The sequence below is a fragment of the Virgibacillus sp. AGTR genome, assembly GCF_016919725.2.
In the GTDB taxonomy this organism is placed as follows: Bacteria; Bacillota; Bacilli; order Bacillales; family Amphibacillaceae; genus Virgibacillus; species Virgibacillus salarius.
The window spans coordinates 1-11796 of the sequence record NZ_JAJERH010000103.1 but is presented as its reverse complement, the minus strand read 5'-3'; the positions used below and the strand labels follow the sequence as shown (position 1 = coordinate 11796).

Genomic DNA, 11796 nt, shown 5'->3' with positions numbered 1-11796 from the left:
TGAAGAAATACGCTGTCTTTATCCCGCATATAACTGGCAGTAAGCCCCCTCTTCAAACATTTAAGTGAAACCAAGGATGGGTTAGTGAGGAAGCAACTGCCAGTAAATGTCCGATTGGTTCTACTAACCATCCGTAGGGAAAAACAAAACCCCACGGATGGAAGTTTCACTTTATCTCGCATATAACTGGCAGTAAGCCCCCTCTTCAAACATTTAAGTGAAACCAAGGATGGGTTAGTGAGGAGGCAACTGCCAGTAAATGTCCGATTGGTTCAAAGGCCTTTAGGTCATACCCTTGTGGTACTAACAATCAGTGGGGTGATAACCCCTCCCACTGATTGAAGTTTCACTTTATTGGTAAGTAAACGTTGAAGGTATTTTGGTTGTCGGAAGAACGAATAGTAATGCTTCCATCATGTTGATCGATGATTTCTTTTGTAATAGCAAGACCTAAGCCCGCTCCACCCGTTTCCCTGCTTCGTGAAGAATCTAGCCGATAGAATCGTTCAAAAAGCTTTTCTTGCTCCATTTGAGGTATGTTTTCACTTGGACCTGTAATGGAAATAATATATTGGTATTGCTGTACTTTGCCTGATATATATATAGCTCCAGTACCCTGATAATATCGGATTGCGTTATCCAGCAGATTGCTAACTACTTGTTGAATTCCTTCTGGGTGTAAGGATAAGCTAGATTCCTCTAGTTGTACATCAATTGCTATCTTTTCCTGCTTTAACGTCCAATTAAACATAGCAATACATTGTTGGATTAGTGTATGAATGGCGGTTTTTTCTTTATGGTACGGTGTTTGCGATGTAGTATAGTCCCACTTTTTTAATTGATCAAACTGTTCGAGCATAGAAGTTAGACGCTTGGATTCTTGATAAAGTGCTGCAAATAATTGCTCATCACCTGTTATATCGCCAGATTTTAAAGCAAGTAAATAGCCGTTCAGATTGGAAAGAGGCGTTCGGAATTCATGAGATATATCGGAAACAAGCTTTTTACGTTCTACCTCATTTTTCGTTAGTTTTTCAATCAATTCATTATACTGCTCCACTAATTGTCCAATTTCGTCTTTTCTGGACACGGTAATTGCTTCTGGATACTCCCCTCTTTTTAATAGTTCTGTAGCATGCATTAAACTACGAACGGGCTTTAGTAGTCGTCTAGTTAGATAAAAATAAACGATAGTACCAGCAATAATAGAGATGATAATAAACAACCATACATAATTTAATAATGTTTGATTGAATTGTTCTTGTCGCTGTTCGTTTAAATTACCAACTCCTGCTGCTAAGAAGCAGGCAGTATGATATAACGCCCAGCCACTAATAATCATGGCAACTACAATGACGAGAAAATGTAATATCGTTAATCGCCATAAGAAGCTCTCAGGTAGGATATTGGTTATTTTCTTACGTAGATGTGACAAACTTATACCCCATTCCTCTTATGGTTTGAATGCGCTGTGGCTTGCCAGGCTCTCTTTCTATTTTTTCGCGAAGCTTTTTAATATGTGCATCGATTGTCCTTTCCATTACCATTTGCTCAGCATTCGGATAGATTTGCGAAACAAGCTGCTCCCGTGATAAAACAAAATTTGGGTTTTGCATAAAATAATGGAGCAGGTTAAATTCATGCTTTGTTAACTTAATCTGCTGATCATAAAGAAGCACTTCGCCTTTACGAGGCTTTATACAGAGCCCATCACTAACGATTTTTTGACAAAAATGGCTGGTGCGGCGTAAAACTGCTTCAACGTGGGCGATAAGCTCATTAGGATCGAAGGGTTTGGTTATATAGTCATCTGCACCAATATTTAAGCCAGTAATTTTATCTTCTACTGTCGCTTTTGCCGATAACATAATAATGGATACTTCACCATTTACTTGCTTTCGAACCCAATTACAGAAAGCTTCACCACTTACCTTTGGCAGCATTAAATCAAGGATGATTAAGCATGGATGGTGTGCTAAGAATAAGGATTTTGCTTCATCTCCATCCACTGCTTCAATGACTTCATAACGGTGCTTCTCTAAATATAATCGAATAAGTTTTCGAATCATTTTATCATCTTCAACAACCATAATTGTTTGCTTCATATTTTCACCACCCATGCGTTAGTTTACCGTAATTTGCAGAAAAAGAATATAATGTACTGCATTCTTATTCAATGTTTCGCTCTTTCTTCAAATGGTAAACAATCCTTGCTGAAAAAAGCTATGCTATAAAGTAAGTAGAAAAAAGTATCATTTATTGCATTTTCTCAAATTCCTGCACCATTAAATCATAGTTCATTGCTCCGAAGGCTTTGTATTGAATGCGTCCCTTGGAGTCAACCATGTACGAGGTAGGTATTGGCTGTATTTGATATTGATTTGCAACCGTCGTTTTTTCATCCTTTAAAATAGGAAAGGTAAGTTCAAAATCTTTTACAAAACGTTTAACATCAAGAAGATTACTTTCAGTTTCGGTTAAATTAATAGCTAAAATAACAATATCCTTTTTCTCATGGAATTTCTGCATATCAGGCATCTCAGCACGACATGGTGGGCACCATGTTGCCCAGAAATTAATCATGACCCGTTTTCCCCGGAAATCAGAAAGTTGAACGGTTTCACCGTCTAGTGTTTGCAATTTGAAATCCGGCGCCATATTGCCAATATTTAGACCTTCCTTATCGGTATTCGCCGCTTTTTCTTCGTCTGGATTATCTTTTACCTCCGAAGTAATGGTATTCTTTTCAACGGAAGTCTCTTCATCCTCTTGAACGGTTTGATTTGATGAAAAAACAAAATCATAGAGTGCCCAAGAAAACATTGCTAGAATTACGACGATAAGTATAGTTTTCTTCATTAAAATCCCTCCTTAGCCTAAATTGGTTAACCATGTATCTTGAACAAGCTTTAATAAAAAGGCTGATATTCTAGGCATTTGTCCAGTAAACAAGAGTACTCCCATGAGAATCATAATGGTTCCTCCAACTTTCATGATCTTGTCACTATATCGGACAATCCACCTTGTTGACCCAAGGAAAAACGTTAAAATCAAAAATGGTAGGGCAAAACCAATGACATAAAAAAGCGTGTACCAAGCTCCTTGTGTTGGATTCGCTGCAGCGACTACTAAGATGGAAGCGAATATAGGTCCGATACAAGGCGTCCATCCTGCAGCGAAGCCCATTCCAACAAAAACAGTTCCTGCATATCCTACCGGTTTCTTGGTAAAGCGAAATCGTTTTTCTTTCATGAAGGAGGTAATTTTTAGCCAACCAGCTACAAATAAACCCATGATAATAATAAAAATTCCAGCTATACGTTGAATGAGTTGACCGGATTCTCCTGCTAAAATTCCTTGAATCCATTGACCGAGGAAGGACACACCTACACCGAGGCCGATGAAAATCAAGGACACTCCTATAAGAAAGAAAATAGCGTGAACTAGGAGCTTACTTCTAATTTTTATGTTGTTGTTATTTTCTAATTCTTTTACACTCATCCCAGTTATATAGGAAAGATAAGCTGGAAATATAGGTAATGTACAAGGTGAGAGAAATGAAAGCATTCCCGCACCTAGAGCTAGCCAAATAGTAAGATCTGCAGCTTGCATCATTCAGACACCTTCTTTCTTTTGAATACGAATAAAATGCTAAATATAAGCCCGACGGTAATGAAAAAGAATGGGTGGATCATATAGCCAAATATGGTTGTGAATGGCATTATCCACGTTATACTTAATTTTACAATTGCCCAGACCCAGACCATACAAAGCAATAGGGTGGATTTCCTTAATCGATCGCGTAAAAGCAGAAATGTAAGTAGCAGAATGAGTAAGAGAATAAAGTCCCCCCAAGCAAGTGTATTATTTTTCCAAATGATTTCGATAAATTGATACATGAATGATGCTACGAGTAATACAGGGACATAGCAGTACAACAGTATTTCTATGTCAACTTCGCTACGTTTTGCTTTATACCATAGCTGTATTGCTAGTAGAAACAGTGCGAAATAAAATGCTTGTGCATTACTCGGATATGCTAAGACAGCAATTGGATCAGAAATAAATAAGGAGAGGTTCAGAACTATTTTCCCTATCCAAATAAAGATTACAAAATTCACTAAATAAGATATCATTTGTTGCGATACTTGCTTTCGCTCTGCTATAGGTAAATTACTGCTAAGAAAATAGGCAATAAATCCAACACTCATACTAATTACATGTATTGAAATTGTTGTAAGAACTGTTGCTGACGGCATAATCCTTGGCCTCCATAAAATTTCAAGTATTTACATGATAACGTAGGTTTGTGAAAGTTTGATGAAAGTAAGGATACAAAACTTTTGGTATGATGGTTTATAGAAGCTTGGGAAATAGTAAATATGTTACGATAAAAACATCTAAGCCTTATTTTAGGAGGACGGAATGTATTTGATAGCAAAGCATCCATATATAAAAATAGAACGAAAAGTGACCAGTGTGGAGCAAATAGATATAGAACATCAGCGGGTGATTTATTTATACCATGATCGCGTTGTCACACAAAATCGAGAATTTCCAATAAAGGATGTTATGGACTTTTCTTATCGAGAAATTGCCAACCAAGGCGGCATTCTATATCTGCATACATTACGCGGGGTATATACCTATACAGTGAAGTCCTCACCGGAAGCATTCCTTTCAGCATTTAAAGAGCATTTTAAATCGAGTCAATAATGAGTAATTCCATAGTGTATTATGTTAAAATGACATGAGCACGTAAATGATTCTCAAATAGGGAGCGGAACAAGGTAGTGGAGATTAAGCATCTACAATACTTTATTGAAGTCACAAGAGCAGGCAGTTTTACGCAGGCTGCCACTACATTATATATAACTCAGCCTGCTATTAGCAGAATCATCAAATCTCTGGAAGAAGAACTTGGTGTTTCATTATTCATACGCTCGAGGAAGCAATTGTCATTAACGGAAGCAGGCCGTGTTTTGTACGAGCATGCCCAAAATTTTGTTGAGCAATATCAAGCGATGATGTTAGATCTAGATCAAGTACAACAACTTAAAAAGGGGCATATGCGTATTGGATTACCTTCGATAACGAATTCTTTTTTCTTTTCACAGTTAATCGCTTCGTTTCATGAAGAATATCCAGAAATAACCTTTCAATTAGATGAGGATGGATCTAAACGAATCGAAGAGAAGGTCCTTCATGATAAGCTTGATTTTGGTGTTGTTGTGCTACCGACTACACATGACGAATTTTATCATTATTCGTTTATAAAAGAAGGTTTAAAAGTGGTTGTTCCATCTGGTCACCCGCTTGCTGTTAAACAACAGGTTCGCTTACTAGATTTGAAGCATGAATCGTTTATTATGTTTAATAAAGACTTTTCATTAAGAGATAGCATCGTTACTGCATGTGAAGATGCAGGCTTTGAACCGCACATTATATCGGAAACTTCTCAATTAGATTTTATGGAGGAGATGGTAGCTTCCAATGTCGGGATTACTTTATTACCAGAGAGCACCAGTACAGAACTGACTAATGATGTTAAAGCAATAGCTGTGGAAAATCCTACAATTGTGTGGGATCTTGCTTTGATCTGGAAAAGAGATAGACAGCTTCCTCAGGTGATGGAAGAGTTTATACGCTTCGCCAAAGAAAAGCTATTACGTAATGAATCATGAATGAGCTTGTAGAGATTCTATTTCTCTGCAAGCTTTTTTTATAGTTTAGGAAATTTTAAATTTGAGCCTGTGGATAAATAATAGGCGTGTTGAGAGCTGCGTCCAGCTAAACAGAGAACTAGGCGACTTCACGAATGCCCTAATCTAAGTCATCATCGGCTCGTAAGGTCACCGTGATGCCTTTATCTCCCTTGACTCGCTTCAATCGCTACGTTTCTATCGGGCGCTTGCGCTTTTTTTCTTCATCTAAATAGAAACCCACATCTTGCGCTTACCTCTTGACTAATGAAGGACATACATTTCACAAGTTAAGCCTTTACATAACATTTTGTTATGGTACATCAACATTAATGGCATTGTACGTACCAAAGTGTAGGGGTTTATAATGGATTAGTGGTGAGGTGAGAGCCGACCCTGAAATTAATAGATAAGGTGATTTATATATGCAAGCTAAGAAGAGTAAAGAAACACGTATCATTCAAAATGATCAAGTTTTGATAAATGATTTAAACAACTATCATACGTTGTTTGGCGGAGTGCTTATGAAGAAGCTGGATGCATGTGCTACGCTATCTGCACGAAGACACTCTCGTGTGAAGGAGTGTGTGACAGCTTCGACGGACTCCGTTAATTTTATTTCACCAATACGTCAAAGTGATTCGGTATGTATCGAATCTTTTGTTTCTTATACGGGTAAAAGCTCTATGGAAATTTTCTGTAAGGTAATTGCAGAAGACATGATTACAGCAGAGCGAAGAATTGCAGCTACAGCATTTTTAACGTTCGTTGCCTTAGATGAAAATAAAAAGCCAATTGACGTTCCAGCCATTATTCCCGAATCTGAAGAGGAGCAATTTCTCTATTCAACTGGTGAAGAACGAGCTAAGATACGTAAGTTGAAAAGGCAACAAAACAAAGACCTTGTGGCCAAGCTTTCGGTTAAAAAGCCTTGGGATGAGTAAGCAAAAGGGGAGAAGACTTCATGATTATCACATCTAGCTATCAAGATTTATTACATGCAAAGCAGGCCATTGCTAAATTCAAAGAAGATAAACCAGCTGTATATCAGCGTTTCGTGCATGTCATTCAATTAACAAGACAGTTGCAATTTAACTTTCAATACATGGGCTGCCTTATTATGGATGAAGATGCAAAGAAATTCAGGCCGGCTGTTCAGGATGAATATATACTAAATGTATATAATACGGAAATTGAAAAATTAAAAGAAGATCAACGGGTAAATGATCTTAAACAGCTATTACATGCTTACAAGCAAATTGGCTATAGCAATTTAAGTGGTTTGGTACTTGGAAAAAAACCAATGTCATTAGTTGGCCCAAAAGTAGTATAAGGGTAAGCAAGGGGCTGTTCTAAAAGGAAACGCTATTCCTGTGCAATGAGAGTATACTTCTCTTCTGTGGGCAAGGATCAGCCTTGTGTGATCCCCCCCACTCATTCTAGTGGCTGCACATGGTTCTTTTCTACAAAGTTTTGTATAATCGCTGTATAAACAAGGCATGAGCTGAGACAAAAGAATTAAGAAACAACGAACGATGATTAGTTGAAATTAATTATCGTTCGTTTTTTGATCAGAATTATTCATTTAGTACCTGAAATAAGCGAGACTCCGGCGGGAATAGCACGAGTCCAAAGATCCACTTGGTAACGTGTTTTTCTTTACCCAGTTAGCTGTGGCCGTGCCCGGGGAAAGCGCGTATATTTTCGGTGCAGCGATGATACTCCTATTGATAACTTGCGTAAAAAAGTTGTGTTTTGTCCCAGCTTCTGTTCTTTTACATCTGTTGTTTATGGTTTTTGCCCCATAGACCTGTATATTTATATATAGCGACTATAAGTGCAGAAATGAGTAAGAGTACAACTGGAATAATCCAAGTAAATCCAAGAGAGAATAGAATTGGTGTAAACGTAACAATAATAATATCTACAGGAGCAACACCAATATAAGCTAATGCATAATCTTCTGGCGTTTTACTCTTCAGCTCTGGGTCAACAATTCGCAAAAGCGCTAGTCCCATAGCTACTGTCCCCGTGCTCCATCCCCAGCCAAATAATGACTTTTCCAACCAGTATTCTTGAAATATGTTTGGACCAATAAAGCGGAATAAAAAGTATGCCCAAAGGATCCCAAACACAAACAAAAGAATAAGCGGTACAGCATAGTCGATCACTACTGTAATATTTATGGAAGCAATACCAATTGCGACAAGGAAATCAGTAGCAGTTCCACCAATACGTTCCATGACACGTTGATCTATATAATCATCTGCATGTATCCTTCTGCTAATGGATTGGAAAATAAGTCCTAACACAAAAGCAACACTGAATAATGGAATAGATACAGAAGGAATGAAAGCAGTTAGCATATTCGTAAGCCAATAAGCAACACCAATGACAAAAGCTATAATTGCCAAGTGTAGAACAAACGGATCGATAGAACTAGAAGATACGGTTTCTTGTCCCATATGATACCGTTTGTTTTTAGGCATTAGTCCTGACCTAAGCTCGTCCGGTAAGTCTTTGAAGCTTGTAATAAATTGTGTTTGTCCTTTTTCCGTACTGCGTTTAATTAAAAACAATCCACCTAATACAGCGACTAATATTCCAATGGTTGCTGAAGTCATTCCTAGGTCCATTGCTTCTTCCCACCCGTAATGTGCAAACCCTTCGCCTATGGCCGCGGCTGTTCCGTGTCCCCCTAGAAAGCCAGCGCCTAAGATAAGACCAAATCCACTAGGTAAATTTGAGAAAAGAGGCACGAGGATAAGCAAGCCGAATAACGCTCCTGCTCCCCACATGGAAAGCGTGAGTATCATGGAATAAGAGAACATGTTACGAACGCGATGAAATACGTCTCCTATGTTAACTTTGGCTGCACCAATAGGAATAGCAGCAAAGATAACCGCAATTAACAGCCCAGGATATGTGCTGAATTGATCAGAAAAAGGTAATACATTCACTCCACTTGGTCCGAAGGCAAGTCCAATAAAGCCAGCAATCATACTAGCAGGTAGAAATAAAGCTTGTATCCATTTCACTTTTGCGCGTAGAATGGTTCCAATTAATAACAATCCTGAAATAATACTAATATCAATCATTAATGCCCAAATTGTAAAATTAGTCATTTCTATATATTACCCCCCATTATGAAATTGTTAGATGAAGTTTGGTACTTGATAAATGTGGCTCGTCACTGAAAGCGAATGTGTTTAAGAGTGAGGAAGTTTGTTGACAGACAGTTTATTATACCACAAGGAATCTTTTCGTACAGGATTTCTATTAAATACTTAATTTTACTACAAATGGGATATATGAAAAGATTCTCTCTTTAGTTAGGAAAGGACGAAAGGGGGGACTTACGATTTAAATGGAGATGCTAATTTTTTGTCGTATATTTCATATAAACACGATAATTTATCCCGCTTATTTTGCTAAATGATTGCTTCTTCCTGGTAAATTCCTTGAAACCTAACTTCGTGTAGAGGTTCATCGCTTTCGTATTGGTGTCGGCTACTTCTAATATATATTCTGTAAAAGTAGGAAGAGCAAGCAATTGCTCTATCATATCTCTAGCAACGCCCTTTCCCCGATACTGAGGAGCGGTAGCTACGAATTCTATAGATGCCTTACCCGGGCCAGTTTCAATTGGAGGCTTTTTAAATTCCCGTTTAAAAACATAGTAGGCAAAGGTGCCCTTATAGAAACCTAAATGCTTTCTTAGCTTTTGCTTAATGGGGTGAACAGATAGAGCATGACCGTCTGTACATGCGGTTATTCCAGCAATTTCTCCATCGATAATAGCTACATAAAAAACCTCTGTTACAAACATGTGCTCAAGGGCAGTAATTAATGTTTCTCTATCCTTAGAGAAGAAGGTGAGATGCTCGCCAAATCCATCAACAAATATAGAACTAATTGCTCTTTTAACAGATTTCTCTAACTTACATGCTTGCTTAACTTCCATCATTAATTTCCCTCACTTTGTTTTTGATTGACTTAATCAGTCAATATAAGCTTAAAGGGAAGCCTACTCAATGTCAATGTGTTTTTGAAATCAAGTAGGCTAGTTTATCCCGCATATAACTGGCAGTAAGACTTCACATCAAGGTATTGGTAAATGGGTATAAACTGCCAGTAAATGCCCGATTGGTTCACGGGCCTTTCCTTGTGGTACTAATCATCTGTGGAGATAAATAAAACCCCCAAAGGATGGAAGTTTCACTTTATTCTTTATCCTAACATTAACAATGGAGCTAGCTGTGTTGGTTAATAATCTCTTCTAGATCGTCAGAAAGATTATCTATATCGTCTGGCCCATAGCGTAGGCCAACTCTACTTTCATCCATTTCTAGAACTTCTGAAAGAAAGCCGCCAACCCCTCTTGCTTTTCTATCAATCTCTAAAATAACCTCAACATCAGATTCAGATACGAAGAATATGGCTTCTATCTCGTCTAATTTTCCTCTGAACTTACCCTGATATGCTTTAAATTCATATTCTTGCATGATAGGTAATCGTTTCCGTAGCTGACGTGGTGCATTTTCACAAGTTACTTCTTTCAATTTGAATCCAAGGCTGTTTGCAGCTCGTAAAAATGCGTCGACAAGCGGATGGGGGTATACCTTGATATAGTCACGATCGCTTGGATCGATTGCCTTTTTAATATCCAGACCTGTTTCGATCCATACCTTTGTTTTCCCTAATGTTGCTGGAATATCGGCAGGCAACTCAAAATGAAAAGGAATCGTTTTAGATTCATTAGGCTCAATAGTAAAATGATTACCTAATTCATACTTTTGTAATAGTACAGAGCTCTCAGCCTCTTTATCTTCTTCGCCATATTCGTATGTATAAGAACCCATTAGCTTTAAGTAGATTGCGTCAATTTCTTGTTCATTATTGCCCCCTTCAATCTCTAAAACACCTTCTAAAGCCTCGCCAGGAACAAATTCTGTTTTTGATAATTTCGTATCAATTTTTGCACTACCGATACCAACAGAATTCAACAGCTTTTTAAACATTTATCTTCATTCCCTCCATATGTCATTAGTAAAAATTATACGTCAAAATCCCCTGGATTGTAAGCGTTTTATCAAAATGGAGCCTAAGGAAAGATCACTATTAATTAAAGGAGAATCTATCGTACGGTTAACATTCGTAAGATGAGATCAACCTTTTTCTCTGTATCTTTCTGTATCCAAGGAAGATCCTCGACAATTATTCCAGATATAACCGTTAAGTACAGATCAAGAAGTTCTTGAGGATCATTTGCAATCATCTCTCCCTGCTTCTGTGCTTCTATAAATAAAGGAAGTAGCTCTTTAAAATAGCTATTTCCAGATGATTCGATTAATTCGTGGATTTGTGCTGGTATAGGATAGCTGCTCTTTGTAATATGTTGAATGACTCGGAAGATATCACTATTCCCCTCTTCAATAGCAATCCTTGTAAAATGTTTTATTTTTCCCAATGGAGATAGTTGAAGGGTTTGAATTTCTTTAAACAGTTCGTCAGTTCCTTGCATTGCCCATTTAAGACTTTGATAAAGAACTTCATCTTTGGAGTGGAAATAATGATAAAGTAAGCCATGGCTAATTCCTGCTTCTTTTGCAATCATTCCAACCTTTGTCAGCTTTACTCCATTTTCAGCAAATACCGTTAAAGCTGCTCGCATAATTTGGTCTTTTCGTTCATTTCGAATCTGTGATAATTGATCCTCATTTAATGGAGCCATTCATATCAGTTCCCCTTTAGATACCTTTATACACTTTCTTTAAATTTATCTTATCAAAGTTACGCGTATAGGGAAATATTCTTGTAATGAAAAGAGGCTAGGACAAAACACAACTTCTGTACTCAAAATACGAATAATTACGTTATCAATAGGAGCATCATCGCCGCACCGTGAAACTATATGCTCTTTCCGTGGGCACGGCCTCAGCTAACTTGGTAAAGAAAAACACGTTACCAAGTGAATCTTCGGACTCGTGCTGTTCCCACCGGAGTCTCGCTTATTTCAGGTGCTAAATGAATGATTCTGATCAAAAAACGAAAAGATAATTAATTCAAATTAATTATCTTTTCGTTTTTATTG

General features: G+C 37.6%; 13 protein-coding genes. 4 read left to right on the top strand and 9 right to left on the bottom strand.

What is annotated here, in order from left to right:
• Positions 1-346 precede the first annotated feature (346 nt).
• The 5 genes from JUJ52_RS21615 to JUJ52_RS21595 all read right to left on the bottom strand — a co-directional run bounded on the left by JUJ52_RS21615 (position 347) and on the right by JUJ52_RS21595 (position 4259).
• Positions 347-1435 carry a sensor histidine kinase gene (locus JUJ52_RS21615; protein ID WP_034678002.1) on the bottom strand — a complete coding sequence of 363 codons (1089 nt, stop codon included), beginning with the start codon at positions 1433-1435 and terminating at the stop codon, positions 347-349.
• Positions 1419-2105, bottom strand: coding sequence for a response regulator transcription factor (locus JUJ52_RS21610; protein WP_026679546.1), 687 nt, complete (start codon positions 2103-2105; stop codon positions 1419-1421). Before JUJ52_RS21610 ends, JUJ52_RS21615 begins: the two co-directional genes overlap by 17 nt.
• Before the next feature lie 151 nt (positions 2106-2256).
• Complete coding sequence (locus JUJ52_RS21605) at positions 2257-2859, bottom strand: TlpA disulfide reductase family protein (protein ID WP_026679547.1); 603 nt, start codon at positions 2857-2859, stop codon at positions 2257-2259.
• 12 nt (positions 2860-2871) lie between these two features.
• Positions 2872-3615 carry a cytochrome c biogenesis CcdA family protein gene (locus JUJ52_RS21600; protein WP_026679548.1) on the bottom strand — a complete coding sequence of 248 codons (744 nt, stop codon included), beginning with the start codon at positions 3613-3615 and terminating at the stop codon, positions 2872-2874.
• Positions 3612-4259 carry a hypothetical protein gene (locus JUJ52_RS21595; RefSeq protein ID WP_205389199.1) on the bottom strand — a complete coding sequence of 216 codons (648 nt, stop codon included), beginning with the start codon at positions 4257-4259 and terminating at the stop codon, positions 3612-3614. Before JUJ52_RS21595 ends, JUJ52_RS21600 begins: the two co-directional genes overlap by 4 nt.
• A 166-nt stretch (positions 4260-4425) precedes the next feature.
• On the opposite strand from JUJ52_RS21595, the gene JUJ52_RS21590 reads away from it, so the two are divergent.
• From JUJ52_RS21590 to JUJ52_RS21575, 4 genes are all read left to right on the top strand, one after another.
• The gene (locus tag JUJ52_RS21590) at positions 4426-4716 is read left to right on the top strand and encodes a hypothetical protein (RefSeq protein ID WP_026679550.1); all 291 of its coding nucleotides are present in this window, start codon (positions 4426-4428) and stop codon (positions 4714-4716) included.
• Between the two features lie 77 nt (positions 4717-4793).
• On the top strand, positions 4794-5684 hold the full coding sequence (locus JUJ52_RS21585; RefSeq protein WP_026679551.1) for a LysR family transcriptional regulator: 891 nt from the start codon (positions 4794-4796) through the stop codon (positions 5682-5684).
• A gap of 443 nt (positions 5685-6127) precedes the next feature.
• A complete protein-coding gene (locus tag JUJ52_RS21580) occupies positions 6128-6646 on the top strand; it encodes an acyl-CoA thioesterase (protein ID WP_026679552.1) in 519 nt (172 codons plus the stop codon).
• Positions 6647-6666: 20 nt separating this feature from the next.
• Positions 6667-7035, top strand: coding sequence for a hypothetical protein (locus JUJ52_RS21575; RefSeq protein ID WP_166529919.1), 369 nt, complete (start codon positions 6667-6669; stop codon positions 7033-7035).
• 442 nt (positions 7036-7477) lie between these two features.
• Here the strand turns inward: JUJ52_RS21575 and JUJ52_RS21570 are convergent, their stop codons facing one another.
• From JUJ52_RS21570 to JUJ52_RS21555, 4 genes are all read right to left on the bottom strand, one after another.
• A complete protein-coding gene (locus JUJ52_RS21570; RefSeq protein ID WP_026679554.1) occupies positions 7478-8827 on the bottom strand; it encodes a sodium/glutamate symporter in 1350 nt (449 codons plus the stop codon).
• A 251-nt stretch (positions 8828-9078) separates the two neighbouring features.
• A complete protein-coding gene (locus JUJ52_RS21565; RefSeq protein ID WP_051388211.1) occupies positions 9079-9669 on the bottom strand; it encodes a GNAT family N-acetyltransferase in 591 nt (196 codons plus the stop codon).
• Positions 9670-9955: 286 nt separating this feature from the next.
• Positions 9956-10723 carry a sporulation protein gene (locus JUJ52_RS21560; RefSeq protein ID WP_121604068.1) on the bottom strand — a complete coding sequence of 256 codons (768 nt, stop codon included), beginning with the start codon at positions 10721-10723 and terminating at the stop codon, positions 9956-9958.
• A 116-nt stretch (positions 10724-10839) separates the two neighbouring features.
• Positions 10840-11436 carry a TetR/AcrR family transcriptional regulator gene (locus JUJ52_RS21555; protein WP_026679557.1) on the bottom strand — a complete coding sequence of 199 codons (597 nt, stop codon included), beginning with the start codon at positions 11434-11436 and terminating at the stop codon, positions 10840-10842.
• Positions 11437-11796: the final 360 nt, after the last annotated feature.

Coding starts and splice junctions, on each gene's coding strand:
- JUJ52_RS21610 (WP_026679546.1), bottom strand. CDS start 2,105: ATGAAGCAAACAATTATGGTTGTTGAAGATGATAAAATGATTCGAAAA.
- JUJ52_RS21605 (WP_026679547.1), bottom strand. CDS start 2,859: ATGAAGAAAACTATACTTATCGTCGTAATTCTAGCAATGTTTTCTTGG.
- JUJ52_RS21600 (WP_026679548.1), bottom strand. CDS start 3,615: ATGATGCAAGCTGCAGATCTTACTATTTGGCTAGCTCTAGGTGCGGGA.
- JUJ52_RS21595 (WP_205389199.1), bottom strand. CDS start 4,259: ATGCCGTCAGCAACAGTTCTTACAACAATTTCAATACATGTAATTAGT.
- JUJ52_RS21590 (WP_026679550.1), top strand. CDS start 4,426: ATGTATTTGATAGCAAAGCATCCATATATAAAAATAGAACGAAAAGTG.
- JUJ52_RS21580 (WP_026679552.1), top strand. CDS start 6,128: ATGCAAGCTAAGAAGAGTAAAGAAACACGTATCATTCAAAATGATCAA.
- JUJ52_RS21575 (WP_166529919.1), top strand. CDS start 6,667: ATGATTATCACATCTAGCTATCAAGATTTATTACATGCAAAGCAGGCC.
- JUJ52_RS21570 (WP_026679554.1), bottom strand. CDS start 8,827: ATGACTAATTTTACAATTTGGGCATTAATGATTGATATTAGTATTATT.
- JUJ52_RS21565 (WP_051388211.1), bottom strand. CDS start 9,669: ATGATGGAAGTTAAGCAAGCATGTAAGTTAGAGAAATCTGTTAAAAGA.
- JUJ52_RS21560 (WP_121604068.1), bottom strand. CDS start 10,723: ATGTTTAAAAAGCTGTTGAATTCTGTTGGTATCGGTAGTGCAAAAATT.
- JUJ52_RS21555 (WP_026679557.1), bottom strand. CDS start 11,436: ATGGCTCCATTAAATGAGGATCAATTATCACAGATTCGAAATGAACGA.